The organism is Natrinema sp. 1APR25-10V2, assembly GCF_031626495.1.
Lineage (GTDB): Archaea > Halobacteriota > Halobacteria > Halobacteriales > Natrialbaceae > Natrinema.
The window spans coordinates 903621-927554 of the sequence record NZ_JAMQOJ010000001.1 but is presented as its reverse complement, the minus strand read 5'-3'; the positions used below and the strand labels follow the sequence as shown (position 1 = coordinate 927554).

Annotated in this window: 25 protein-coding genes; 7 read left to right on the top strand and 18 right to left on the bottom strand. The window is 66.1% G+C overall.

The genetic code is table 11. From position 1 onward, the window contains the following. Positions 1-85 precede the first annotated feature (85 nt). Positions 86-1150, top strand: coding sequence for a polyprenyl synthetase family protein (locus tag NDO75_RS04810; protein WP_310904956.1), 1065 nt, complete (start codon positions 86-88; stop codon positions 1148-1150). A 15-nt stretch (positions 1151-1165) separates the two neighbouring features. Here the strand turns inward: NDO75_RS04810 and NDO75_RS04805 are convergent, their stop codons facing one another. Beyond that, positions 1166-1873 (bottom strand): DUF2270 domain-containing protein, encoded by a 708-nt coding sequence (locus tag NDO75_RS04805; RefSeq protein ID WP_310904955.1) that lies wholly within the window; start codon positions 1871-1873, stop codon positions 1166-1168. Between the two features lie 257 nt (positions 1874-2130). On the opposite strand from NDO75_RS04805, the gene NDO75_RS04800 reads away from it, so the two are divergent. From NDO75_RS04800 to NDO75_RS04790, 3 genes are all read left to right on the top strand, one after another. After that, positions 2131-2532: a hypothetical protein gene (locus tag NDO75_RS04800; RefSeq protein WP_310904954.1), complete on the top strand. Its 402-nt coding sequence runs from the start codon at positions 2131-2133 to the stop codon at positions 2530-2532. A 31-nt stretch (positions 2533-2563) separates the two neighbouring features. Next, on the top strand, positions 2564-2812 hold the full coding sequence (locus NDO75_RS04795) for a DUF6684 family protein (RefSeq protein WP_310904953.1): 249 nt from the start codon (positions 2564-2566) through the stop codon (positions 2810-2812). 214 nt (positions 2813-3026) lie between these two features. Beyond that, positions 3027-3266 (top strand): hypothetical protein, encoded by a 240-nt coding sequence (locus NDO75_RS04790; RefSeq protein ID WP_310904952.1) that lies wholly within the window; start codon positions 3027-3029, stop codon positions 3264-3266. 46 nt (positions 3267-3312) lie between these two features. Here NDO75_RS04790 and NDO75_RS04785 read toward each other — a convergent pair whose 3' ends face one another. The 17 genes from NDO75_RS04785 to NDO75_RS04705 all read right to left on the bottom strand — a co-directional run bounded on the left by NDO75_RS04785 (position 3313) and on the right by NDO75_RS04705 (position 21114). Next, a complete protein-coding gene (locus NDO75_RS04785) occupies positions 3313-5013 on the bottom strand; it encodes a methylmalonyl-CoA mutase family protein (protein WP_310904951.1) in 1701 nt (566 codons plus the stop codon). Positions 5014-5097: 84 nt separating this feature from the next. Further along, a complete protein-coding gene (locus NDO75_RS04780; RefSeq protein WP_310904950.1) occupies positions 5098-5838 on the bottom strand; it encodes an NAD(P)-binding oxidoreductase in 741 nt (246 codons plus the stop codon). 114 nt (positions 5839-5952) lie between these two features. Further along, positions 5953-6777, bottom strand: a complete 825-nt coding sequence (locus tag NDO75_RS04775) for a CBS domain-containing protein (RefSeq protein ID WP_310904949.1) — start codon at positions 6775-6777, stop codon at positions 5953-5955. Between the two features lie 55 nt (positions 6778-6832). After that, on the bottom strand, positions 6833-8332 hold the full coding sequence (locus NDO75_RS04770; RefSeq protein WP_310904948.1) for a DHH family phosphoesterase: 1500 nt from the start codon (positions 8330-8332) through the stop codon (positions 6833-6835). 49 nt (positions 8333-8381) lie between these two features. Beyond that, positions 8382-9908 carry an NADH-quinone oxidoreductase subunit N gene (locus tag NDO75_RS04765; RefSeq protein WP_310904947.1) on the bottom strand — a complete coding sequence of 509 codons (1527 nt, stop codon included), beginning with the start codon at positions 9906-9908 and terminating at the stop codon, positions 8382-8384. Continuing rightward, the gene (locus tag NDO75_RS04760; protein WP_310904946.1) at positions 9908-11428 is read right to left on the bottom strand and encodes a NuoM family protein; all 1521 of its coding nucleotides are present in this window, start codon (positions 11426-11428) and stop codon (positions 9908-9910) included. Before NDO75_RS04760 ends, NDO75_RS04765 begins: the two co-directional genes overlap by 1 nt. Further along, complete coding sequence (gene nuoL / locus NDO75_RS04755) at positions 11425-13473, bottom strand: NADH-quinone oxidoreductase subunit L (protein ID WP_310904945.1); 2049 nt, start codon at positions 13471-13473, stop codon at positions 11425-11427. The genes NDO75_RS04760 and nuoL overlap by 4 nt, the downstream gene beginning before the upstream one ends. 1 nt (position 13474) lies before the next feature. After that, the gene (gene nuoK / locus NDO75_RS04750; RefSeq protein WP_310904944.1) at positions 13475-13780 is read right to left on the bottom strand and encodes an NADH-quinone oxidoreductase subunit NuoK; all 306 of its coding nucleotides are present in this window, start codon (positions 13778-13780) and stop codon (positions 13475-13477) included. Beyond that, positions 13777-14277, bottom strand: a complete 501-nt coding sequence (locus NDO75_RS04745) for a hypothetical protein (protein WP_310904943.1) — start codon at positions 14275-14277, stop codon at positions 13777-13779. Before NDO75_RS04745 ends, nuoK begins: the two co-directional genes overlap by 4 nt. Beyond that, positions 14274-14549, bottom strand: a complete 276-nt coding sequence (locus NDO75_RS04740) for an NADH-quinone oxidoreductase subunit J (RefSeq protein ID WP_310904942.1) — start codon at positions 14547-14549, stop codon at positions 14274-14276. The genes NDO75_RS04745 and NDO75_RS04740 overlap by 4 nt, the downstream gene beginning before the upstream one ends. A gap of 41 nt (positions 14550-14590) precedes the next feature. Continuing rightward, complete coding sequence (locus NDO75_RS04735; RefSeq protein ID WP_254522901.1) at positions 14591-15052, bottom strand: NADH-quinone oxidoreductase subunit I; 462 nt, start codon at positions 15050-15052, stop codon at positions 14591-14593. Then, positions 15049-16131: a complex I subunit 1 family protein gene (locus tag NDO75_RS04730; RefSeq protein WP_310904941.1), complete on the bottom strand. Its 1083-nt coding sequence runs from the start codon at positions 16129-16131 to the stop codon at positions 15049-15051. Before NDO75_RS04730 ends, NDO75_RS04735 begins: the two co-directional genes overlap by 4 nt. A gap of 1 nt (position 16132) precedes the next feature. Next, positions 16133-17794 carry an NADH-quinone oxidoreductase subunit D gene (locus NDO75_RS04725; RefSeq protein WP_310904940.1) on the bottom strand — a complete coding sequence of 554 codons (1662 nt, stop codon included), beginning with the start codon at positions 17792-17794 and terminating at the stop codon, positions 16133-16135. Beyond that, a complete protein-coding gene (locus NDO75_RS04720; protein WP_310904939.1) occupies positions 17791-18498 on the bottom strand; it encodes an NADH-quinone oxidoreductase subunit B in 708 nt (235 codons plus the stop codon). The genes NDO75_RS04725 and NDO75_RS04720 overlap by 4 nt, the downstream gene beginning before the upstream one ends. Beyond that, a complete protein-coding gene (locus tag NDO75_RS04715) occupies positions 18495-18899 on the bottom strand; it encodes an NADH-quinone oxidoreductase subunit A (RefSeq protein ID WP_310904938.1) in 405 nt (134 codons plus the stop codon). The genes NDO75_RS04720 and NDO75_RS04715 overlap by 4 nt, the downstream gene beginning before the upstream one ends. Positions 18900-19193: 294 nt before the next feature. Next, positions 19194-19829, bottom strand: coding sequence for an AIR carboxylase family protein (locus NDO75_RS04710; RefSeq protein WP_310904937.1), 636 nt, complete (start codon positions 19827-19829; stop codon positions 19194-19196). A 76-nt stretch (positions 19830-19905) separates the two neighbouring features. After that, positions 19906-21114, bottom strand: coding sequence for a 5-(carboxyamino)imidazole ribonucleotide synthase (locus tag NDO75_RS04705; RefSeq protein ID WP_310904936.1), 1209 nt, complete (start codon positions 21112-21114; stop codon positions 19906-19908). A 190-nt stretch (positions 21115-21304) separates the two neighbouring features. Here NDO75_RS04705 and NDO75_RS04700 point away from each other — a divergent pair, with 190 nt between their 5' ends. The 3 genes from NDO75_RS04700 (at position 21305) to NDO75_RS04690 (ending at position 23839) form a co-directional block, all read left to right on the top strand. Next, positions 21305-22132, top strand: coding sequence for a DUF4097 family beta strand repeat-containing protein (locus NDO75_RS04700; protein WP_310904935.1), 828 nt, complete (start codon positions 21305-21307; stop codon positions 22130-22132). 127 nt (positions 22133-22259) lie between these two features. Beyond that, a complete protein-coding gene (gene ribH / locus NDO75_RS04695) occupies positions 22260-22697 on the top strand; it encodes a 6,7-dimethyl-8-ribityllumazine synthase (RefSeq protein ID WP_310904934.1) in 438 nt (145 codons plus the stop codon). After that, positions 22694-23839 (top strand): pyridoxal phosphate-dependent aminotransferase, encoded by a 1146-nt coding sequence (locus tag NDO75_RS04690; RefSeq protein ID WP_310904933.1) that lies wholly within the window; start codon positions 22694-22696, stop codon positions 23837-23839. The genes ribH and NDO75_RS04690 overlap by 4 nt, the downstream gene beginning before the upstream one ends. Positions 23840-23934 lie beyond the last annotated feature (95 nt).

The window sequence follows — 23934 nt, the reverse complement described above, 5'->3', positions numbered from 1 at the left end:
CCGGGAGAATCGACGGCTCGCTGTTAGTCGTTGCTGACAGGTAGAACTGCGAATCTTTTTTACGTCGCTCCCTCTCGGTGCGGGTATGCGGGAGACGCTTGCCGACTGGCGGCCGGCCGTCGACGAGGCGATCGCCGACCTGGTCCCACGCGAGATCGACGCCGACTACCTCGAGTCGTTTTTCGGGTCCCCCACCTACGAGTACGATCCCGAGGGCATCCAGCGCGCGCTTGCGACGCCGCTGTGGGAACTGCTCGACCGCGGCGGCAAACGGTGGCGCGCGATACTTTTCCTCGTCTTCGTCGAGGGGTTCGGCGAGGACCCCGCCGAGTACTTGCCCTACGCCTGTATCCCGGAGATCCTCCACAACGGGACGATCATCGTCGACGACGTCGAGGACGGCGCGACGATCCGACGCGGCGAACCGGCGTTACATCGGGTCTACGGTCGCGACATCGCGCTCAACGCCGGCAACGCGATGTACTTCCTGCCGTTGAAGGTCATCACGCAGGACCCGGCCGACCTCCCGGCCGACCGTCAGCTCGCCGCCTACGAGATGCTGATGGAGGAACTCAACCGGACCCACCTCGGCCAGGGGATGGACATCTGCTGGCACAACGAACGCGAGGTCCGGGTCGGCACCGAGGAGTACCTCGAGATGTGCGCGTGCAAGACCGGCTGTCTCGGTCGGATCGTCGCCCGGCTGGCCGCGATCATCACCGGTCAGCCCCGCGAGGTCGAGGCAGCCGTCGCCACGTACGCCGAACTGACTGCCGTCGCCTTCCAGATCGGCGACGACATCCTCGACGTCGAACACTCCCTCGGGCGAGCCGGTGAGTTCGGAAAGGAGTTCGGCAACGACATCCGCGAGGGCAAGAAGACGCTCATGGTCATTCACGCCGTAGGCGAAAGCGAGCCGGAGCGCGCCCGCCGACTGCAGGACATCCTCGAGGCCGACGACAACACCGACGACGAGATCCTCGAGGCCCTCGAGATCCTCGAGGACGCCGGCAGCGTCGAGTACGCCCGCGAACGCGCACTCGAGTTGGCCGCAGAGGCGCGCGCAGCGATCGAGGGCCTCGATTTCGACGACGAAACGACCCGGAAACTCGAGGAGTTCACGGAGTTCGTCATCGACCGCGACGAGTAGCGGATCCGTGCGGTATCAGTCTTTCCACCGTCCCGACTTCTCCCCGTGAAACTCGCCTTTCGCCTCCCGACCGCGCGGCCAGACGGTGACCACCGTCGCCGCGAGGAAGAACGCGGCGACGACGGCGACGACGATCGGACCCGAAACGCCGGGGACGGAGGCGGTCTGCGTCCACGTCTCCTTCGGCGTGTACAGCGTGATCCGGAAGAGCCACGCGATCCCCAGCAGCAGGTAGAGCGGGTAGTAGATGCGGCGCAGCCGACGTGAGATGGCTTCCCAGTAGGAGACCTTGAACGTCGGCCGGCGCAGATCCTCGGCGAGTTCGGCCCGCCACGCCTCGAGCACCGCGTCGCTCGGCTCGAGGGCGTTCGCGAAGACGTTCTCCTCGATGAGGCGGATACGGGCGCGGCTGGCGTCGTAGACCCGGTACCGCCGGACGTCGAACAGGAGGAACAGCGAGACGCCGACGATGCCGATCAACAGCAGGTACGCGGAGACGTCGCCGCCCTGAAAGGCGAGCGCGAGAACGGCCGTGACCGCGACGATGGCCCAGTCGGTCGTGAGGTCGAGCCGCGAGAGGAGGTTCCCAGACTGCGACATCTCGCCGCGGTAATAGTGGGGCAGTAGCGCGAGGAACTCCTCGCGGTCCGTCGCCGCGACGGTGGCGACGTTGCGCTCCTCGTGCGCGGTCGAATCGAAATCCTCGGGGATCGGCTCAGTCATCGGCCGCCTCCGACCTCGAGAGGGGCGACGGCAGTCGACAAGCGGTGACGCGGGCGAACGTCCCGCCGCCGGAGAGAGGAACGGGGACGCCGGGCGATCGTTCTCTCAATACCATGTCACTAGTAGGCCGGGTGCGACGATGACCTTTCCGCCGGTGACCGCCGGGTGACGGGCCGAACTGCCGTCACGACACCACGACCGTCACGGAACCCGACGGGTAGGGCCAGATACTACACCCCCGACGTTGAACGGCGGATATGGCCGACCACTCGAGGCAGGTCAGATCCGAGCGGGCCGACGCCGCGAAGCCGTGGCCGCTCCTCGTCGCTCTCGGACTCGTCGGCTCGGAGGTCGGGCTCGTCGTGGGCCTCCTCCCCGTCGCCGTCGCCGGTCTCGTCGTCTTCGCAGCGAGCGTCGCCGGCATTCTAACCGACGCCGAGTACGTCGATCGGCCCGGCAGGCTCGCGGCCGGTTTCGGTGCCGCGTTCGTCGTCATCGGCGCGGTGCTGGCCGCTCACGGGACCGGGACACTGCCGATCGGCCTCCTCGAGCCCCTCTCGGGGCTGACGAGTCGCGGCGTCGCACTCGTCGGGGCGGGCGTCGTGACGATGGCCGGAGCCACCGTCCTCCGATTTCGGCGGGCTCGAGACGAGCGATAGCCGTCGCGAAACCGAGATCCAAGACCGAACCATGAGCCGACGTGCCTACGACGCGGAGATCGCGCTCGACCTCGCAGTCAATGCCATTCCGTTCCTGATCATCGGCTTCTTCGTCGCCGTCTTCGCGCTGTTCAACCCGTGGGGGTTCGATCTCCTCCAGTCGACGGTTCAGTTCGCCATTCTCGTGACGACGATGCTCTCGCTGGCGATCGTGACCCTCGTCGCGGCCAGGAGGATCGAGACGGACGACCGTACGCGAGGCGATTCGTCCGAGACCTGACGGTCGTCCGAGCGTCGATACCCACCGGTTCAATTGATGATGAGAACGAACCCGGTCACCGCCATCAGGGCCGCGATACCGACCAGCAGGAGCAAGAACAGTTCCTTCTCCTTCATGTGCACTCGCTCACCGTCCGGGCGCAAAAACCTACTTCCGCAGTGGCGTCCCTGATATCGTGCCTGACGGTCGTCGGCTCACCGGTCGGAGCGTCGTCGTGAGCCTAGGCCTCGCGCTGGTCGCCGCGACCGCCGCCTTCGGCGCGTTGCTCGGTGCGACCCTCCCGACCCAGATGGGCGTGAACGAAATTACGCTCTTCACGATCGCAGTCCCCGTCTCACCGCTCACGCTGGCCGCCTACGGGGCCGTCGCGATGGGGATCGCACTGACGACGGCCGGACTCGTCGTCCACGCCGTCTCGCGGCGCGTCGACACGCGGGACGGGGATACTGCGTAGCCGGCGATTCGGGCGGGTTCGCACCAATTCCGCGCTCGAGTCGCGATCAGGCCAGTCCTATCTGCTCGCTGTAGGCACCGTACCGCTCCTCGAAGACGCCCATAATTTCGCCCATCGTCGCATAAGCTTTCACCGCGTCGACGATGTACGGCATCGTATTCTCGCCGCGCTCGCAGGCGTCGTCGAGCGCCTCGAGCGCGTCCTCGACTTCCTCGTCGTCGCGCTCTTCTTTCACCGACTCGAGGCGGTCGAGCTGGCGCTCGGCCGTGGTCTCGTCGATCTGGAGGATGTCGGGACTGGTGTCCTCCTCGAGGGTGTACTCGTTGACGCCGACGACGACCTCCTCGCCGCGCTCGACGCGCTCCTGGTACTCGTAGGAGGCCTCCTGGATCTCCCGGAGGAAGTAGCCGTCCTCGATGCCCTTGAGGATACCGTCGCGGACGGAGCCGTCGCCCATCTCGCGGATCTCCTCGATGTAGCGCATCGTCCGCTCCTCGATCTCGTTGGTGAGCGTCTCGACGGCGAAGGAGCCGCCCATCGGGTCGACGATGTCGGCCGCGCCGGACTCCTCCGCGATGATCTGCTGGGTTCGCAGGGCGACCCGGACGGCCTTCTCGCCGGGCAGCGCCAGCGCCTCGTCGAAGCTGTTGGTGTGCAGCGACTGGGTGCCCCCGAGGACGCCGGCCAGCGCCTGAATCGTCACCCGGACGACGTTGTTCAGCGGCTGCTGGGCCGTCAGCGACTGGCCCGCCGTCTGCGTGTGGAACTTCAGCCGTTTCGACTCGTCGGCCTCGGCGTCGTACCAGTCGTCCATCACGCGCGCGTAGATCCGGCGGGCCGCGCGGAACTTCGCGATCTCCTCGAAGAAGGAGTTGTGGCAGTTGAAGAAAAAGGAGAGCCGCGGCGCGAACTCGTCGACCTCGAGCCCGCGGTCGACGGCGTCCTCGACGTAGCCGAAGCCGTCCGCGAGGGTGAACGCCAGCTCCTGTACCGCCGTCGATCCCGCCTCGCGGATGTGGTAGCCCGAGACCGAGATGGGATGGAATTTCGGCGTCTCCTCGGTGCTGAACTCGAGGACGTCTGTCACGAGATCGAGGGAGGGTTCGGGCGGGATCACCCACTCCTTCTGCGCGATGAACTCCTTGAACATGTCGTTCTGCAGGGTGCCGCGAAGCTGTTCTCGCGGTACTCCGCGTCGATCGGCCAGGGCGACGTACATCGCGTAGATCACCGGCGCGGAGGGATTGATCGTAAAGGACGTCGAGATCTCCGCGAGATCGATCCCGTCGAAGAGGATTTCCATATCTCGGAGCGTGTCGACCGCGACGCCTTCCTTGCCGATCTCGCCTTCGCTCATCGGGTCGTCCGAGTCCAGCCCCATCAACGACGGCATGTCGAAGGCCACGGAAAGCCCGGTCTGGCCCTCGTCGATCAGGTAGTGAAACCGCTCGTTGGTCTCCTCTGCGGTGCCGAAGCCGGCGAACTGTCGCATCGTCCACGTCCGCCCGCGGTACATCGTCGGGTACGGTCCGCGCGTGTAGGGCTCCTCGCCCGGGAAGCCGAGGTCCTCGAGGTAGTCCAGTTCCGAGACGTCCGCCGGCGTATACAGGCGGTCGACCTCGTGGTTCGAGACGGTCGCGAACCGGTCCTGCCGTTCGCCGTGGCGCTCGAGGACCGACTCGAGCGTCTCGGCTTCCCATCGCTCTCCAGCGTCGCGGATTTCCCGGAGCTCGTCCTCGTCGTACATGGTCGTAATATTTGCCGACGACGCAATGAAGGTTCGGGGACGACGGGTCGCGGTGAGAACCGGCCGTCGGCGGCGACGCGGCGGTCAGTGCTGGTGGCGTTCGTACGCGGCCGTGAGCCGGTCGTCGGCCCAGTCGACGTCGACGAGGTTCGTCGGCGTTCCGGAGAGCCCATCGCGGCTGACGACCTCGAACGTCCGATTGCGCGCGTCCGGCGTGAACGGCGCGGCGGCCATGATCCGGGCGACGTCGGCCCGCGGGATCGACCCCGAGACGGAGTCGCCGCCCTCACCGACGAGGATGTCGTCGCTCGGCGGGTCGTTCGTGAGCTTCCCCGGACGGATGATCGTGTACTGTACTCCCGACCGGCGAAGCGACACCTCGGCGTCGTGCTTGGCCGACAGCGAACCTCGAACGACGAGCCGGGCCGGGAGCGGCATCCCCGCCTTCGAGTTTCCGACGCCGATTGCGCTCTCGAGGACGAAATGCGAGACCCCTTCGGCTACCGCGGCAGTCACGAGGTTGATGACGCCCGTTCGGTCGACCAGCTTTCCGCCGGTCACGTGGCGGTAACTCGGCGGCGTCCCGAGCGCACAGCAGACGATATCGCAGTCCTCGACCGCCGCGACGGCGTCGGCAGATTCGAAGAAGTCGGCCACCATCACCTCGTCCGCGCCGTGGCGCTCGAGCGTGTCGACGTTGGCGTACGATCGCGTCGTCGCGCGGACGTCGAGGTCGGTCGGTCGGAGAACGGACAGGAGTTCCTGTCCGGTCGCGCCGCTAGCACCGGCCAGCAGGACTCGGTCAGGATTGCGTGATCCAGCCATCGGACGAGGTACTGCGCGGACACGGAAAACCCTCACCAGCGGTCGACGGTACTGACCGTCCGTCCGCGAAGAACGTGAGACAGCGTCGCAGGCGGCTCCTCCCAAACGGGGCGTTCACTCCTTTTCGACGTCGTCCTCGTCGGACTGGAGCCGCTGTGTCGTCCGGACGAGCGGATGGCGTGCGTAGTCGACGACTTCGATGTCGTCGATCCGCTCGAGGTCTTCCTTCTCGGCCGTCTGCGCCATGCCGAGATCGATCTCTTGGTCGACGACGATGACGTAGGCGTCCATCTCGTCGATCCCGAGCCGGTCGGACGCGAGCACGCGGTGGTGGCCGTCCGCCAGCAAGAGGGTTCCGTCGTTGTCGATGACCACCAGCGGCTCGGCCAGGCCGCGCTCGAGTTCGTAGCGCCGCCCCTCGAGTTCGTCGGCGTAGACCCGGCCTTGCGTCGGCGTGAGGTCCTCGAGGGGGATGGTGCGCCGCTCTTCGGTCAGGTCGATCTCGTGGATCTGTTCCAGGGTGCGCATCAGCTTGCCGACCTTCTCGGGGGTCGCGCGCTCGATCTGGCTCCGGATGACGTCGGCGTTGGAGATGATCCCCACGAGGTTACCTGCGTCGTCGACGACGGGGAGTTTCTGGATGCCCGATCGGAGGATGACCCGGGCGGCGTCGTTTACTTTCATGTCCGGGTGGGCGACCAGCAGATCGGTCGCCATGACCTTGAAAATCGGATCGTCGTCCTCGGCGAGCAGCAGATCGCGGGCGCTGACGAAGCCCTCGACGCGGCGACGCTCGCAGACGGGAAAGCCGCTGTGCTCCTCGCTCTCGGCGATCCGCGTCGCGACATCGCTGACGGTCTCGTCGGGCGACACCGTCGCCACGTCGCGCGTCATGTAGTCCTTGACTCGTGGTTTCGTCCGGTCCGACACGACCTCCATACCGGCATAAACGGGAGCCGCGCGCAAAAGTACTGTCACTGCGGTCGGCCTCGAATCACGCCGATTCGCCGTCTTCGCGCTCGCCTCGCTGCGTGAACAGCCACTCGCTGGTCTGCGTGTAGGCCCCCACCGGAACCCCCGGTCGCGTCTCCAGGGCCTCGTAGAATCGGTTGGTGATGACCTCCTCGACGACGCTGACGATCGACTCGATCTCCTCCTCGCCGTCGGCGCTGCCGAGGATCCCGATCTCGAGTTGCGCGCCGGCCATGTCGGCGTGACCGCCGGCGCTGCCGATCCGATCGAAGGCGTCCCGGAGCGTCTCGCCCAAGTCGACGTCAGCCGCTCGCGATCGGGCCGAGAGATACACCATCTCACCGTCGAAGCCGAAGACGAGCGTCGTCTCGACACCCTCCATCGCGAGCAACTGGTCGGCCGCCTGGGGGAGCGCGTCGCGGTCGCCGATCCGGCCGACGCTGGCGACGGCCACGGAATCGCGCTGGTCGCGGTTCTTGATCGCCCGTGCGATCGTCTCCAAAGTGTCGCCCTCGAGCGAGGGCTGTTCGATCTGGCGGAGGAGCGACGTATCGACGTGCGAATACAGGCGCGACGCGGCCCGGAAGTCGGCGGGCGAAACTTCCCGGGTGAAGTCGTTCGTGTCGACTCTGATACCGTACAACAGCGCAGTTGCCGTCGACGGGTCGAACGGGAGATCGAACCGGTCGACGTACTCGGTCAGGACGGTGCTGGTCGCACCGGCCCCCTGGCGCAGATCGACGAACTCGCCGGGAACCGGACCCCGCGGCGGGTGATGGTCGATGACGATGTCCGGACGGAGATCCACGGGCAACTGGTCGTTGACACCGGGCCGCGAGTGGTCGACCAACGCGAACGCCGCGTACTCCTCGAGCGAGTCGCCGGGATCCAAATTTCGCAGGTCGAGATCGAGCAGGTTGACCATCGCTCGGTTCTCCTGATGAGAGATGTCGCCGAAGTAGCAGGCGTCGGCGTCGACCCCAACGAAGTCGGCGATGTCGGCGAGCGCAACCGCGCTGGCGATCGCGTCGGGGTCCGGGTTGTCGTGGGCCACCACCGCGAGCCGGCCGTCGATCCCGGACAGCAGCTCCCGAAGTTCGATAGCGGCTTCGGCCGACGGACTCGCCGCGTCCTCGAGCACCCGTTCGGCGATGGCGCTCGAGGGGTCGACGAGGCGATCGGCGAGGTCGTCGAACCGCTCGCGGTCGGCTGCGGTCGCGTTGCCGCCCACGTAGGCTACGATCGCCGCGTCCGGAAACCGGTCCCGGGCGGCCTCGAGCGCGGTCCGATTGACGTCGGTGCGGTCGCCGGCGACGAAGATCACGTCCGGGGTATCGACCGTCGCGATCGTCTCCGGGTCGGCCGGATTGGCACGTCTGGCCGGCACACTCTCGTCGCGCAGGGTCTCGACGACGCCCTCGTCGTCGGTGATGGCGAGCAATCGCCCGCCGCCGCGCTCGGACAGTCGCTGCGTGACCTGCCGACAGATGGTCCCGCAGCCGAGCACGAGCCAGAAAACCATTTGTCGCGGCTTGCGACCGCGACGGGTAAAAGCTACCGGGTCCCTCTCGTCAGGCGATGACCGCGGCGGCCGCCTCGAGCGCGGCGTCGGCAATCGGATCGAACGCCGGCAGGATGACCACCGTCATCACGGCGGCGGCGACGACCGCCGCGTAGAGCGCGGTCGGCTGGGCCAGCCGCTCCCGGTCGATGATCGGCTCCTCGATCCAGAGCGCCTTGACCAGCCGCGAGTAGTAGTACAGCGACAGCGCACTGTTGACGACGAGCGCGCCGGCGAGGACGAGCAAGACCGTGTTGTCCGCGGCCGCCTCGAGCGTCGCGGTGTACAGCAGGTACTTGCTCCAGAACCCGCCGAACGGTGGGACGCCCGCGAGGCTGAACATGAAGACGGCCATCGCGGCGCAGGCGACGGGTGCCTTCTTCGAGAGGCCGTTGTAGTCCTCGAATCGGGGGCCGACACCCCAGTACTCGGCCAGCCCGACGAACAGGAACGCGCCCGTGTTCATGAAGCCGTAGACGAGCAGGTGCATCATGGCCGCGCCCATGACGAACTCGCCGCCGTCGGCCGTGATTCCCGCCAGCCCGATCAGCACGTAGCCGGCGTGGCCGATCGAGGAGTACGCGAGCATCCGCTTGACGTTCTCTTGGGTCGCGGCCGCGAAGTTGCCGACCGTCATCGTGACGAGCGCGAGGATAACGAACGCCCACGTCCACTCGACACCGATGACGTCGGTCGTCGCCTCGAGCGGGAACGCCGTCGTGAACACGCGGAAGGCGAGCACGAAGCCGGCAGCCTTCGAGGCCGAGGAGAGGAACGCGGAGATCGGCGCGGGCGCGCCCTCGTAGGCCTCCGGAGCCCAGAAGTGGAAGGGGACGCTCGCGGTCTTGAACGCGATCCCACCGATCAGCATCAGGATGCCCAGTCCGAGCAGGCCGCCCATCTCGCCGGCGTTTTGCAGTCCCGTCGCGATGTCCGGGAGCCGCAGCGAGCCGGTCGCGCCGTAGACCAGCGACACGCCGTAGACGAAGATCGCAGAGGACAGCGCGCCGATCAGGAAGTATTTCAGTCCCGCTTCGACGCTGCCGCGGTTGTCCTTCAGGATCGCGACAAGTGCGTACGACGGCAGGCTCGTCAGCTCGAGGGCGATGAAGATCGTCACGAGGCTGTTCGAGGCGGCCATCATCGCCATCCCGGTCGCCGCGAGGGTCACGAGCGAGTAGTACTCGGCCTGGTAGGTGTGATCCCGCAGGTAGTCGTAGCTCGCGACCGCGACGAGCGCGGTGACGGTCGCGATGATGATCATGAAGTACAGCGCCAATCGGTCGACGACGAACTGGCCGCCCATGATCTCGATGACGCCGTAGTTCTCGATCCCCGTCGCGCCGACGCCGGCGACGGTGAACCAGACGGCGACGGCCAGCGAGGCCAGCGAGCCGACGACGGCGGTACCGGCCAGCAGCGGCCGGTTCGTCGAGCGCGGGTCGATGCTGTCTATCAGAAACAGGACGAGTGCCGTCCCGGCCAGAATCAGTGCCGGCGCGAGCGCCGCCCACTCGGGGAGTTGGACGACCGCCATCAGAGCTCACCTCCCTGCTGGATGATCGGATCGATTGCGTCGGTTATCATGTCGAAGATCAGGTCGGGGGCCACGCCCAGCGCGATGATCAGTCCCAGCAGGACGACCATCGACGCGACGTCGTGGACTGGCGCGCGGCCGACCTCGTAGTCGGTCTCGAGTCGATACGGGCCGAACACCGTCCGCTGGAGCGCGAACAGCAGGTAGCCGGCGACGATGACGATGCCGAACATCGCGAGCGCCGTAAAGAGGGGCGCGTAGTCGAAGCCGGCACCGAACGCGCCGAAGAAGATGAAGTACTCGGCGGCGAAGCCGGACATCAGCGGCAGCCCCATGTAGCCGAACGCGCCGGCGATCAGGATCCCGACCGCGATCGGCATCCGATCTGCCATCCCGGACATGTCGGTGACCATCCGGGTGTGGGTGGCGTTGTAGATGACGCCGACGGCCATGAACATCAGCCCCGAGATGAGGCCGTGCGAGACCATCTGGAACGTCGCGCCGCCGACCCCGAACTGGGTGTAGGCGACCAGTCCGAGGATGACGTAGCCCATCGAGGAGACTGACGAGTAGGCGACGATCCGTTTGAGGTCGGTCTGGGCGAGCGCGAGCATCGCCCCGTAGATGACGCTGATGACCGCGACCGCTGCGATCGGGACTGCGTAGGTCGCGACCTGCTCCGGGAACATCGTGAAGTTGAACCGCAGCAGGGCGTAGGTCCCCATCTTCAGCAGGACCCCCGCCAGCAGCACCGACGCCGGCGTCGGTGCCTCGACGTGGGCGTCCGGCAGCCACGTGTGGAACGGCACCACGGGCACCTTCACCGCGAAGCCGAGGAACAGCCCGACGAAGACGACCGACGCGAGGGTCGTCCCCTCGAGGCCGAAGAAGCTGCCTGGCCCGCCCTCGAGCATCGCCGTCGCAATCTCGGGCAGCGCGAACGACGAGACGTCGAGCCCGAAGACCAGCGCGATGAAGGAGCCGAACATCACCAGCGACGCGACGTTCGTGTAGACGAAGAACTTGATCGCGGCGTACTTCCGGCGTGGACCGCCCCAGATGCCGATCAGCAGGTACATCGGGATCAGGACTGCCTCCCAGAAGACGAACCACAGGAAGAAATCGAGCGCCGAGAAGACGCCGATCAGCATCGCCTCGATGAACAGGATCAGACCGTAGAACTGCGACTCGCGCTCGTCGATCGGCGTCCACGAACTGACGATCGCGAGCGTACAGAGGATCGTCGTCAGGACGACCAGCGGTAGGCTGATCCCGTCGAGCCCGACGAACCACGAGATCGTGTACTCGCCGACCTCGAGCCACGCCGCCTGCGACTCGAACGCGAGTTCGCCGTCGAGCAAGGCGTTCCCGCTGCCGTCGAAGGCGGCGAACAGCCACAGCGACAGCGCCGCCGGGACGAGGCTGATCGCGAACGCCAGTTTGCCAGCGATACGATTCGGCGCGACGAACGTGACCAGCGCGCCCACCAGTGTCACCGCGAGCAGAATCTCTATCATCATACGAACCACCCTCCGAGAACGCCGAGAATCAGCAATAAGCCGATAAACCCGGCGACCAGCAACGCCGCGTAGTTAGTCACGATACCCGTCTGTAGTCGTTTCATCCAGTTGCTCCCGAACAGACTGATCGTCGACGTGCCGTTGACGACGCCGTCGACGATCGTCTGATCGAATCGGTCTGCGGCTCGAGCAAGCGGCAGCGTGAATCCGCGGGCGAGCCAGACCTGGTACTCGTCCTGGTAGTAGTTGCTCTTGAGGACGCGGTACGCGCCGCCGAGTTTCCGGGTGTGGCGTTCCGGCTCGGGCACGTTGTACAGCGTGTGTGCCGCGAACGCGCCGGCCAGCGCCAGCCCGAGCGAGAGCCCGGCGCTCAACAGCAACGTGGTCGTTTCGGACCCGATGGCGCCCTCCTCAAAGGCCACCGTCTCGTGGTAGGCGTGATAGGTCAGCCCCTCGACGTAGCCGTACTCGCCGTCGAGCCAGAACTCGAGGAACGTGATGTCCATCCCCGCGAGTTTGGCGACCGGGGCCATGTTTACCAGTCCGGCGACGGCCGCGAGGACGCCCAGCGCGAGCAGGGGCACCTTGATCGACCAGCCGACCGGGTGCGGGTCCTCGGCCGTCTCGGTCCGCGGCTCGCCGTGGAAGGTCAGGAAGACCATTCGGAACGTGTAGAAGCCGGTGAAGAACACCGCCACGAGCCCCATCGCGTAGGCCGCGAGGATGACTGGCTGCTCTAAACCGACGATCAGCGCGTCGAACAGGACCTCGTCTTTCGACCAGAAGCCCGAGAAGGGGACGATCCCCGCGAGCGCGAGCGCGCCGGCGAGGAACGTGTAGTAGGTGATCGGCGCCTTGTCCTTCAGGCCACCCATCTCCCACATGTCCTGTTCGTGGTGCATGAGGACGATGACGGCCCCGGCACCCAGGAACAGCAGCGCCTTGAAGAAGGCGTGGTTCATGAGGTGGAAGACCCCGGCGACGTAGCCGCCGACCCCGAGGCCGAGCATCATGTAGCCGTACTGGCTGATCGTCGAGTAGGCCAGTACCTGCTTGATGTCGTCTTTGACGACACCCATCGTCGCCGCGAAGAGCGCGGTGAAGCCGCCCACGAAGGCGATGATCGCCAGCGCGGTCGGCGACAGGGCGTAGTAGCCGAACATCCGCGCGACGAGGTAGACGCCGGCCGCGACCATCGTCGCCGCGTGAATGAGCGCGGAGACGGTGGTCGGACCCTCCATCGCGTCGGGCAGCCAGGTGTGGAAGGGGAACTGTGCGGACTTGCCCAGCACCCCGCCGAGCACGAGCAGTCCGGTGATCGTCACCCACGTCTGGGCGTCGAACCCGAACAGCGTCGCGCCGTCGTCGATCGCCGTCTCCGCGGCGGCGACGAACGACTCCTCGCCGGCGAAGCCGACTGTACCGAACGTCGCCGCGATGGCGACGACCCCGATCAGGAAGAAGTAGTCACCGAAACGGGTGACGAGGAACGCCTTCTTCGCGGCCGAGGGCGCGGATTCCGTGCGGAACCAGAACCCGATCAGCAGGTACGAACACAGCCCGACGAGTTCGAAGAACATGAACGCCATCAGCAGGTTGTCCGCGAAGACGAACGCGAGCATGCTGAAGGTAAAGAGGCCGAGTTCGGCGTAGTACCGCCGCAGTCCGGTCTCCCCTTCGGCGTTCATGTATCCGAGGCTGAACACGTGGACGAGGAGGGCGACCAGCGAGACGATCACCAGCATGAGCGCCGAGAGCGGATCGATCAGGATCCCGAACGAGAAGGCGATCGTCTCGACGCCGGTTTCGCTGGCGGCCGAACCGGCCGTCCACTCGTACAACGTCGTGTGATGGGCGTTCCCGCCGGCGACGCTCGCGAACATGACGAGCGAGATCAGGAGCGAGCCCGCCGTCGCGATGATGCCGGGGAACGCGCCTTTCTTCGGCAGGTGTTTCCCGAACAGCAGCGTGACGGCGAAGGCCACGAGCGGGAGCACTGCGATCGCCGGTGCGAATCCGAACGGTCCTGTTGCTGTTGCTGCCATCTTACCACCTCATCGTCGTCGGAACCGTGACGTCGACGTCACGGAAGTTACGGTACAGCACCAGGATGATCCCGAGTCCGACGGCCACCTCGGCGGCGGCCAGCGCCATCGTGAACAGCGCGAACAGCTGGCCCGTGAGGTTGCCGTGATAGAACGCGAACGCGATCAGATTGATATTCGCCGCGTTCAGCATCAGTTCGACGGACATCAGGAACAACAGTGCGTTGCGACGCGTCAGAATACCGAACAGCCCGATGGAGAACAGCGCCATCGACAGCAGTACGTAGTACTGTACGTCGACGGTCATCGGGTCTCACCTTCCCCATCGGCAGATTCGTCGGCCTCGACTTCGCTCGGCTCACCGCCGTCAGACCCTCGGTCTGACGTGGATCGCGGTCCATCCGCGGACCGCTCACCGCCGTCGGCGACGGTCGGTTGCGCTCCCTCGCTGGCGCTCGAGGCGTCGCCGGTCGTCGAGAGCGCGGCGACGGGTTCGCCACTCTCCTCGCGTTTCGCGAGGACGAGCGAGGCATCGAGCGCGGCGTCGAGCGCGACCGCGACGAGCAAGACGGCGGCGAGGAACGGTTCGGTGCCGCCGATCTGCTGGAGTTCGTCGAAGCCGAACAGCGCGTAGCCGAGCTCGGCGGTGATGGAGACGTCGTTGGGGAAGCCGGCCCCCGCGGCCTGGGTCATCGGCTCGAACGCCGTGTTCAACGTAATGAGCGCCATCACGCCGAACAGCCCGACGGCGAGCAGTCCCGGAACGAGCGTCTTGCCGAGTCGGAGCTTCGGACCGGTCGTCATGCCTGTACCACCTCTGCGTCGGCGTCGGATTCGTCGCGCTGGGTCAGCATGACGGCGAACGTGATGAGGACGAGGACCCCGCCGACGTAGACGAGGACCTGCATCATCGCGACGAACTCCGCCGCCAGCATCACGTAGTGGACCGCCACGCTGAGCAGCGCCACGCCGAGCAGGAGCGCCGAATGCCACGGGTCCTGCACGAGGACGACACCCACCGCGCTGGCCAGCGTGACGAACGCGAACAGCGCGAACGCGATCAGCTCGTAGTTCATGTGTTGGTAGTTGGTGCCCGTTTGCGGGACGGGCGGACCCGTTACTGGTAGTCGACCTCTCCCTCACCCTCGCCGACCCACGCGCCCCGGTCGGGTTCGCGCGAGGCCAGCGGATCGATGTCCTTGTACCACGGCACCGCCTTCAGCTGCTCTTTGTTGTAGACGAAGTCGTGTTTCGTGTCCGCGGTGAACTCGAAGTTCTCCGTCAGCAGAATGGCGTCGACAGGACAGACCTCCTCACAGAGCCGACAGTAGATGCACTGCCCGATGTGGAGGTTGTACTGTTCGCCGTTTCGCTGCTCGTCCATAACGATCTGGATCGTGTCGTTCGGACAGACGTTCTCGCACTGCCGACACCAGATGCACCGCTCCTGACTGAACTTGTGGACGCCGCGGAAGCGTGGCGACACGTCGGGTGCGGTCTCCGGGTACTCCACCGTGAAGGTGGAGCCGTCCAGCGCATGCTTCATCGTCGTTGCCATCGATTTGAGTATCCCGATCATGCTATCAGCCCCACGATTACCGCTGTCAGGACGAGATTGGCGAAGGCCAGCACCAGCAGCCCCTTCCAGCCGATCTCGATCAGTTGGTCGATTCGAACCCGCGGCACGGCCGAGCGCAGCCACTGCGTCGCGAGGAACACCGCCCAGATCTTGATGAGGAACCAGACGATTCCCGGCAGCACGGGCCCGGCGGGGCCGCCGAGGAAGATTGTCGCGATGATCGCACCGCCGAGGAAGATGTGGAGGAACTCCCCGAGGTAGATCAACACGAAGTAGACCGAGGAGTACTCGGTCTGGTAGCCTGCGACGATTTCGGTCGGTGCCTCCGGCGTGTCGAAGGGGTTGCGGCCGACCTCCGCGAAGTTCGCGACGAGGAACAGGACGAACGCGAAGGGGTTGACCAGCGCGTACCACGTCGGAATCGAGACGCCAGCGATCTCCACCAGCGTCTCGTGCTGTGCAGCCACGATCTCGCCCATCTGCAAGGTGCCGGCGAAGATCACGACCGACATCCCGGTGACGACCAGCGGGATCTCGTAAGCGATGTTCTGTGCCACCGCACGGAGCCCGCCGATCAGGGAGTACTTGTTCGACGACGAGTAGCCGGCCATCACCAGGCCGATGCTCGCGATGCCCGACACTGCGAAGACGTAAGCGAGCCCGACCTCCGGATCCGCGAGGTGGATCCCGCTGCCCATCGGGATCACGGCGAAGCCAAGCAGCGCCGATCCCGCGACGACGATCGGCGCGAGGTCGTAGGCCGGCCGGTCCGCGTTCTCGGGAATGATCAGCTCCTTCGAGAGGAGCCGGACCGCGTCGGCGACGATGATGAAGATGCCCGCCGGCCCGAGCCGGTTGACCGCGATTCGGTCGGTGAAGGCAGCGGTGATCTTTCGCTTCGCCCACGGCCCCGCGACGCCGGTCATCGCGAGCATCAGGCTGCCGACGATGGCGGCCGCGACGAACGCCGCGACGAGCTCACCGGCGAGCCCGAATCCGTCGAGACCGGTCAGTTCGCCGATCCGTTCGGGGAGCAAGACCGTATCCTGGAGCGGATACGCAGAGACGCCAGCCGACATACTAGCGGTCCACCTCCCCGAGAACGATGTCGAGGCTGCCCAGCGACGCGATCAGGTCCGGGACGTACTCGCCTTCGGACATCTCGGGCAGCGCCGAGAGGTTGTGGAAGCACGGACTCCGAATCTTGAACCGCCCCGGCTTGTCCGTCCCGTCCGAGCGGATGTAGATTCCGAGTTCGCCCTTCGCGGCCTCGACGCTGCGGTAGATCTCCGTGTCCGCGTCCGGCTTGAGCGTCCGCGGGACGTTGCTCTGGACCGTCCGCTCGTCTTCGGGCCAGTCCTCGAGCAGGTCGAGACACTGCTCGATGATCTTCGCGGACTCCTCGACCTCCTGCATGCGAACGAGCACGCGGCTGTAGTTGTCGCAGCCGTCCTTGGTGACGACGTCCCACTCGAGGTTCTCGTAGTAGCCGTAGGGGTCGTCTCGACGGAGGTCGTAGTCGATCCCGGAGCCGCGGGCGACGGGCCCGGTACAGCCGTACTGTTTGGCGACCTCGGGCTCTAAGATGCCCGTGTTGTGCGTCCGAATCTGGAAGATTTCGTTGCCGGTCAGTAGGTCGTGGTACTCGTCGACCTTGGCGGGAAGCCCGTCGAGGAAGTCCCGCGTCTTCTCGACGAACTCCTCGCGGGGTTCGGGCAGGTCCCAGGCGACCCCACCCAGTCGGAAGTAGTTGAACATGAGCCGCTGGCCGGTGAGATCCTCGAGTATGTCCTGTACGACTTCGCGGTCGCGCATCCCGTACTGGAAGATGGCGGTGAAGTCACCGTAGACGTCCAGCGCGAACGTCGCCAGCGCGAGCATGTGCGAGGCGATCCGGCAGAGCTCCGCGCCCATCGTCCGGATGACCTGCGCGTAGTCGGGGACCTCGATGTCCGCGAGGTCCTCGGCCGCTCGCGCGTAGGCCCACTCGTTGAGGAGGCCGGCCGAGACGTAGTCCCAGCGATCCGGGTAGGGCATGATCTGGTGGCGGTAGGTGCCCTGCTGGCACATCTGCTCCTCGCAACGGTGGAGGTAGCCGATGTCCGGATCGACGTCGACGACCGTCTCGCCGTCGAGGACTGTCTCGATGTGGAGCACGCCGTGGGTCGCCGGGTGGTGGGGACCGATGTTCAGGAACATCGTGTCCGACTCGTCGTCGTGGTGGTCCGGCTGGACCGGATTGGCGTGTTCGGTCAGGGTGACGATCTGCGGTTTCTCCTGATCGTAGCCCCGCGAGAGCGGGTGACCCTGCCAGGTCTCGGGCAGGAGGATCCGTCGCGGATCCGGATGGCCCTCGTAGTCGATGCCGACGAGGTCGAACGCCTCCCGTTCGTGCCAGTCGGCGGTCCGGAACACCGGTTCGGCGGTCTGACTGACCGGCTCGTCGGTGGTCGTCGGCACGACGACGCTCACCTCCTGGGTCGGATCGACGTACTTCCGGAGGTGGTAGATCGATTCGTACCGGTCGGGGTACTCCTGAGCCGTGAGACAGGCCAGGTGGTCGAAGCCGGCCTCGTCACGCAGATCCGAGAGGACGCTCTGGACGTCGTCGGGTCGGATGACGAAGCCCGGTGCGTTCAGGTGATCGTCGCGTGCGAGCGCGCGGTCGCCGATCAGCGCCTCGAGTTCGTCCTCCGAGACTTCGACCGGCGGTCGCTGTCCTCGCTCGAGTCCCGTGCTCATGGTGAATCAGCCCAGTTGTAGCGCATGACGAGGTCGTCTTCGTCGATGTCGTCGGCGAGTTTCTGCACGAGTTCGTCCTTCTGCAGGTCGCCGAACTCCTCGAGTTCGTACGGTTTGACCACGACGGGGGTCGACTCGCCGTTGCGGATGCGTTCCTGGAGTTTGGCGATGCCGTAGACGAGCGCCTCCGGTCGCGGCGGGCAGCCGGGGACGTGGATGTCGATGGGGATGATCTCCTCGGCCCCTTTGACCACGTTGTACCCCTCTTGGAACGGGCCGCCGGAGATGGTACACGAGCCCATGCCGACGACGAACTTGGGTTCGGGCATCTGGTCGTAGACCCGCTTCATGCGGGGGCCGAACTTCGAGACGATCGTCCCGGGGACGATCATCACGTCGGCCTGCCGCGGTGACGCGCGGGGGACCCCGGCTCCGAAGCGGTCGAGGTCGTGTTTGATCGCGTACGTGTGCATCATCTCGATGCTGCAACACGCGATCCCGAACTGCAGCATGAACATCGAGTTGCCCCGAACCCAGTTCATGAACTTGTCGAACTTCGTGAGGATGAACGGGGTGGAGCCGAAGGCCTCGCGGAGTTTGGAGTTGAATCGGTCGTCGGCACCCTCGCCGATCCGCGAGTCGCGGGTGTCCGTCGACGGTGCGGTGCTGCCGTGGATTGTCTGGCGTGGTTGATCGCTACTCATAGTCTGTCTGTATCCAGCTGGCGGGGTGTCCGTGCCCACTGTACCGCGCCGTTGCGCCACGCCCACGCGAGTCCGACGAGCAGGATGGCGACGAACAACAGCATCGGCCCGAGCGCGCGGACGAGCGGGATATCCGCCGCGAGCGCATCCCGATAGACGACCGCCCACGGGAACAGGAGGACGGCTTCGATATCGAAGACGACGAACAGAAGCGCAACCATGTAGTACTGGATGTTGAACCGGATGCGCGTTCCGCCGGTCGGAATCTCGCCACTCTCGTAGGTGGCGCGTTTGCTCGTTTCGGGCACGGTGGGCCGCAGGAGGTACGATGCCGCCATCATACTGAACGGTATCAGTACCCCGACGAGCGCCAACGCCCCGATGGCGATCCAATCATTCATCTCGGTAACGTTCGGAGCTTCAAACCGCACGCATATAAGGGTTGATTCTTCCCTTTTCGGGGGGACGCGGGCCCGTAGCGCGACTTCAGCCCGAAACGATCCTGATGAATAATCACCTTAAATTATATATGGCTGTCCGAGGTGTGGCCGAATCGGAAATCGAGTATTACTCGCGGTGGAAATGGTTCGATACGCACACTGCACCGAGACGGTCACGCTACCGAACCGGTTCGGATATCCGAACGGGTACCGGACTCGAGAGGGGTGGAACGACCGGTTTCAGGCTGTGTTTCGTCAGTCGCGCTGCTGAAACGCGGGCGTCCCGCTGTCGTGGAGTTCTCGAGAGACGTCGCCGACGCCCTCGCGCAGGTCCTGGTGGTACGCCACGAGCCGGTCGCGGACAGTCTCGTGTTGCCGGGCGAGGATCTGGGCTGCCGACAGCGCGGCGTTGAACGACTTCCCAGCGTCGACCGCGACCAGCGGCGCGCCGGTCGGCATGCCGATGACGCTGTCGACGGACTTCTCCTGGACCGGCACCCCGATGACCGGCAGCGGGTACGCGATCGAGGCGGTCATGTTCGGCAGGTCAGCCGACTTGCCGCCGGCGCCGGCGATGACGACCTCGAGGCCGCGGTCCTCGGCCGTCTCGGCGTAAGCCGTCATTAAGTCGGGCGTGCGGTGGGCGGAGGTAACGTACGTCTCGAAGGTAAAACGCTCGTCGGGCGGGTGCTCGTAATCCGTCTGTTCAGCGAAGTCGAGTTCGTCCACGAAGGCGTCGTAGGCTCCGCGGCGCTCGCCGCCGGTCATCATCGTCTCGAGGTCCGAATCGCTGCCCATGACGATCCCCACGTCGGGGGTGTCCTCGGACGGACGGTCCTGTTCGGCTTCGTCGTGCAGGCGATCGATCAGGTCTGAGACGCTGTCGCTCATGGCTGGTCGTGGTCGGGCGAGCGACTTGAAACGGTAGCAAACGTGTCGACCACCCGGGCGGCCCGTAATCGAAACGTTACGATCGGAACGTGACGGCAGCCTCGAGCTCGCGCGCACGCTCGAGCAATTCGTCGACCGCTGCGTCCGCGTCGCCGCCCGAGAGCGTCACGTGGCCCATCTTCCGCAGGGGGCGGGCCTGTCGTTTGCCGTACCAGTGGAGGTGCGCGCCGGGCGTCTCGAGAATTTCGTCGATGTCGCCCAACTGCGCCGGTTGGTCCGTCTCGACGTCCGCGAGCAGGTTCTTCGAGACCGTCGGCGAGCGAAGCTCCGTCGAGCCGAGCGGCCAGCCCAGCACGGCTCGGGCGTGCTGCTCGAACTGCGAACTTTGCGCCCCCTCGATCGTCCAGTGGCCGGAGTTGTGCGGCCGGGGCGCGATTTCGTTGAGCAGGATCTCACCTTCTCGCGGCTGATCGCCGCTCGAGTCGTCCGAGGCGCGAAGCGCCTCGCGCGTTTCGAACAGTTCGATCCCGTACACGCCGCGGCCCTCCATGACATCGAGCACGTCGCGCGCCACCGCGTGGGCGCGTTCGGTGAGGGCCTCGCTCGAGCGTGCGGGGACGATCGTCTCCCGGAGGATCTCCTCCTCGTGGACGTTCTCGCCGATCGGGAAGGTCTCGATTTCGTCGTCGCCTTTGACCGCGATAACAGAGACCTCGCGCTCGAAGTCGACGAACGACTCGACCATCGCGGGGCCGGCGACCGACTCGAGGGCGGCCTCGGCGTCGGCTTTCGACTCGACGGGAACGTTCCCCCGGCCGTCGTAGCCGCCGGTGCGAGCTTTGAGCATCACCGGCGCGCCGTAGTCGTCGATCGCCGCGCGCACGTCGTCGGCGTCGGAGACCGCGCGGAACGGCGGAACCGGCACCCCGGCGTCTTCGAGCTCGCGCTTCTGGACGAGTTTGTCGTGGATGGTCTCGAGCGTCGACGGCTCGGGGTGAACGGGCGTCCCCGTCTCCTCGCTGATCCGGGCCATCACGTCCTGATCCGCGAGTTCGATTTCGAACGTGAGGACGTCGGCCCGTTCGGCGAGCTCGCGGATCCCCGCTTCGTCGTCGAACTCGGCGACGATCTGGTCGCGGGCCACCAACGCCGCCGGACAGTCCGGCGTCGGATCGAGGACGACCACCTCGACGCCCAGCGGCGCAGCCGCCTCGGCGAGCATCCGCCCGAGCTGTCCGCCGCCGACTACGCCGATCGTCGGTCCCGGCGTCCGTAACGTCGTCATTGCGCGGCAGTTGTCGTCGCCCGCGCTTAAGAATTCTCAAACGGACCGTCGCTCGAGACCCGGTCGCTTCGCCACCGCGACCGGGAGAAGACCGGGCCGGATACTCATTCTATAAAAATCCTCGTGTAGAACACCCGGGTCGGAAACTGACAGGTATTACATATCCCGTCTGAAACACATAGCTATGGGTATGAGGACTGACGTTTCGCGGCGGCGGCTGCTCGCCGGGGGGAGTCTCGGCGTTCTCGGATCGCTCGCTGGCTGTCTCGCGACCGGACGAAGCGCGACGGAAACCGTGACGGAGACCTACGGGACCGACGGCGTCGATGCCCTCTCGCTGATCGCCGAGAACGGCTCGGTCACCGTCGAGGGGAACCAGGGCGAGGAGATCGAGGTTCGGGGCCACAAGGCCGCCCCGACCGAGGACGCCCTCGAGTCGCTGACGCTCGAGACCGGACGGAGCGACGGCCACCTCACGGTGGAAACGAACCGAGACGAGACGCCGTTCCTGATCGGTCCCGATGCCAAGATGGACCTCGAAGCGACGGTTCCGGCGGGGGTCCGACTCGCGCGCGCAGAGACGACCAACGGTGATGTCGAGGTCAGTGACGTGACGGGTGAACTGGTCGCAGACACGACGAACGGCAGGATCGACGTCGAGGGCGTCGACGGAGCACTGGTCGCCGACAGCACCAACGGGACGGTACACGCGGCCGGGGTCAACGGCGACGTGCGCGCGGAGACGACCAACGGAAGTATCGACGTCACCCTCGCGGCGGACGGCGGTGATCTGACCGCCGACACCACCAACGGCGAAGTGACGGTTCGCGCACCGTCGTCGCTCGACGCGTCGGTCAGCGTCTCGACGACCAACGGCGAGGTGTCGATCGAGGGATTCGACGGCTCGAACGTCTCGAGCGACGGCGACGTCGAGGTGACGCTGGGCGACGGAACGCGGACGATCCGTATCGAAACGACGAACGGGAGCGTGACGATCCGGAGCGAAAACGCGTCGTAACGCCGTCACGCGAGCGGTATCTCGGATTGCGCCCCCGGCACATCGGCGCTCGGTTCGGCGGCGGTGCGTCGGCGCGCAGTCACCCGAGAACGGTACCTCTTTTACTCGCCCTCCCCACCGCTCGCGTATGACCTCGCTCGGACTGGTGGTCGCGGAGTTCAATCGGCCGATCACCGAGCAGATGGAGCAGGAAGCCCTCGAGGCGGCCACCGCCGCGGGCGCGGAGGTGTACGAGACAGTCAGCGTGCCGGGCGTGTACGACGCGCCGCTGGCCGCCGACCGGCTCGCCCGCCGCGACGAGGTCGATGCCGTCGCCGTCGTCGGAACCGTCATCACCGGCGATACGAATCACGACCAGGTGATCACCGACGCCACCGCCCAGCGGCTCTCCGACGTGAGCCTCGAGCGCGATACGCCCGTAACCCTCGGCGTGACGGGGCCCGGCATGTCCGCCGCCGAAGCCCGCGAGCGCGTCGAAAACGCTGCGAAAGCCGTCGACGGCGCGCTCGATCTCGTCGACGAACTCCCCGACCCCAGTCCCGCGACCGACTCCGATTCACAATGACGATGGAATTCACCGACCGCGTAAGCCGAGTCGAACCGTCCGCAACGCTCGCCATCTCCGCGCTCGCCACCGAACTCGAGGCCGAGGGCGCAGACGTCGTCGACCTCTCGGTCGGCGAGCCCGACTTCCCTACGCCGGAGAACATCATCGAAGCGGGCAAGGACGCGATGGACGCCGGCCACACCGGCTACACCACCTCCGCGGGCATCCTCGAGCTCCGCGAGGCGATCGCCGACAAACTCGCCGACGACGGCCTCGACCACACCGCCGACGAGATCATCGTCACGCCCGGCGCGAAGCAGGCCCTCTACGAGATCGTTCAGGCGCTGATCCAGGACGGCGACGAAGTCGTCCTGCTCGACCCCGCATGGGTCTCCTACGAAGCCATGGTCAAGATGGCCGGCGGCGACCTGACCCGCGTCGATCTCTCCGACTCGGAGTTCAAGCTCGAGCCCGCGCTCGACGATCTCGACGCTGCGGTCTCGGACGACACCGAACTGCTGATCGTCAACTCGCCGTCGAACCCCACCGGCGCGGTCTACTCCGACGCCGCGCTCGAGGGCGTCCGCGAGCTGGCCGTCGAACACGACATCACCGTCATCTCCGACGAGATCTACAAGGAGATCACCTACGGCGTCGAGCCGACGAGTCTGGGGACGCTCGAGGGGATGGCCGACCGCACCGTCACCGTCAACGGCTTCTCGAAGGCCTACTCGATGACCGGCTGGCGGCTCGGCTACTTCGCCGGCCCCGAGGAACTGATCGACCAGGCCGGCAAACTCCACAGCCACTCGGTGTCGTCAGCCGTCAACTTCGTCCAGCACGCCGGCCTCGAGGCCCTCGAGACCGAGGACGCCGTCACCGAAATGGTCGAGGCCTTCGAAGAGCGCCGCGACCTCGTCGTCGACCTGCTCGACGACCACGGCGTCGACGTAGCGGTGCCGGAGGGCGCGTTCTACATGATGCTTCCGGTAGACGAGGACGATCAGGCCTGGTGCGAGGGCGCGATCGAGGACGCCCACGTCGCCACGGTACCGGGCAGCGCGTTCGGTACCCCCGGCTACGCGCGGATTTCCTACGCGGCGAGTGACGAACGGCTCGAGGAAGGAATCGAGCGGCTGGCCGAGGAAGGCTATCTGTAAGTAATTCCCCGGCTTCTCGGTAGCCGTTTCACCATCTCGTTCTTATCAATTGACGTAATTTTAGTATCGCATTCTCCGTCGACGTGGCCTCATAT

Excerpts from the sequence above, each read along its gene's own strand:
- NDO75_RS04810 (WP_310904956.1), top strand. The coding sequence starts at position 86 with ATGCGGGAGACGCTTGCCGACTGGCGGCCGGCCGTCGACGAGGCGATC.
- NDO75_RS04805 (WP_310904955.1), bottom strand. The coding sequence starts at position 1,873 with ATGACTGAGCCGATCCCCGAGGATTTCGATTCGACCGCGCACGAGGAG.
- NDO75_RS04800 (WP_310904954.1), top strand. The coding sequence starts at position 2,131 with ATGGCCGACCACTCGAGGCAGGTCAGATCCGAGCGGGCCGACGCCGCG.
- NDO75_RS04795 (WP_310904953.1), top strand. The coding sequence starts at position 2,564 with ATGAGCCGACGTGCCTACGACGCGGAGATCGCGCTCGACCTCGCAGTC.
- NDO75_RS04785 (WP_310904951.1), bottom strand. The coding sequence starts at position 5,013 with ATGTACGACGAGGACGAGCTCCGGGAAATCCGCGACGCTGGAGAGCGA.
- NDO75_RS04780 (WP_310904950.1), bottom strand. The coding sequence starts at position 5,838 with ATGGCTGGATCACGCAATCCTGACCGAGTCCTGCTGGCCGGTGCTAGC.
- NDO75_RS04775 (WP_310904949.1), bottom strand. The coding sequence starts at position 6,777 with ATGGAGGTCGTGTCGGACCGGACGAAACCACGAGTCAAGGACTACATG.
- NDO75_RS04770 (WP_310904948.1), bottom strand. The coding sequence starts at position 8,332 with ATGGTTTTCTGGCTCGTGCTCGGCTGCGGGACCATCTGTCGGCAGGTC.
- NDO75_RS04765 (WP_310904947.1), bottom strand. The coding sequence starts at position 9,908 with ATGGCGGTCGTCCAACTCCCCGAGTGGGCGGCGCTCGCGCCGGCACTG.
- NDO75_RS04760 (WP_310904946.1), bottom strand. The coding sequence starts at position 11,428 with ATGATGATAGAGATTCTGCTCGCGGTGACACTGGTGGGCGCGCTGGTC.
- nuoL (WP_310904945.1), bottom strand. The coding sequence starts at position 13,473 with ATGGCAGCAACAGCAACAGGACCGTTCGGATTCGCACCGGCGATCGCA.
- nuoK (WP_310904944.1), bottom strand. The coding sequence starts at position 13,780 with ATGACCGTCGACGTACAGTACTACGTACTGCTGTCGATGGCGCTGTTC.
- NDO75_RS04745 (WP_310904943.1), bottom strand. The coding sequence starts at position 14,277 with ATGACGACCGGTCCGAAGCTCCGACTCGGCAAGACGCTCGTTCCGGGA.
- NDO75_RS04740 (WP_310904942.1), bottom strand. The coding sequence starts at position 14,549 with ATGAACTACGAGCTGATCGCGTTCGCGCTGTTCGCGTTCGTCACGCTG.
- NDO75_RS04735 (WP_254522901.1), bottom strand. The coding sequence starts at position 15,052 with ATGATCGGGATACTCAAATCGATGGCAACGACGATGAAGCATGCGCTG.
- NDO75_RS04730 (WP_310904941.1), bottom strand. The coding sequence starts at position 16,131 with ATGTCGGCTGGCGTCTCTGCGTATCCGCTCCAGGATACGGTCTTGCTC.
- NDO75_RS04725 (WP_310904940.1), bottom strand. The coding sequence starts at position 17,794 with ATGAGCACGGGACTCGAGCGAGGACAGCGACCGCCGGTCGAAGTCTCG.
- NDO75_RS04720 (WP_310904939.1), bottom strand. The coding sequence starts at position 18,498 with ATGAGTAGCGATCAACCACGCCAGACAATCCACGGCAGCACCGCACCG.
- NDO75_RS04715 (WP_310904938.1), bottom strand. The coding sequence starts at position 18,899 with ATGAATGATTGGATCGCCATCGGGGCGTTGGCGCTCGTCGGGGTACTG.
- NDO75_RS04710 (WP_310904937.1), bottom strand. The coding sequence starts at position 19,829 with ATGAGCGACAGCGTCTCAGACCTGATCGATCGCCTGCACGACGAAGCC.
- NDO75_RS04705 (WP_310904936.1), bottom strand. The coding sequence starts at position 21,114 with ATGACGACGTTACGGACGCCGGGACCGACGATCGGCGTAGTCGGCGGC.
- NDO75_RS04700 (WP_310904935.1), top strand. The coding sequence starts at position 21,305 with ATGAGGACTGACGTTTCGCGGCGGCGGCTGCTCGCCGGGGGGAGTCTC.
- ribH (WP_310904934.1), top strand. The coding sequence starts at position 22,260 with ATGACCTCGCTCGGACTGGTGGTCGCGGAGTTCAATCGGCCGATCACC.
- NDO75_RS04690 (WP_310904933.1), top strand. The coding sequence starts at position 22,694 with ATGACGATGGAATTCACCGACCGCGTAAGCCGAGTCGAACCGTCCGCA.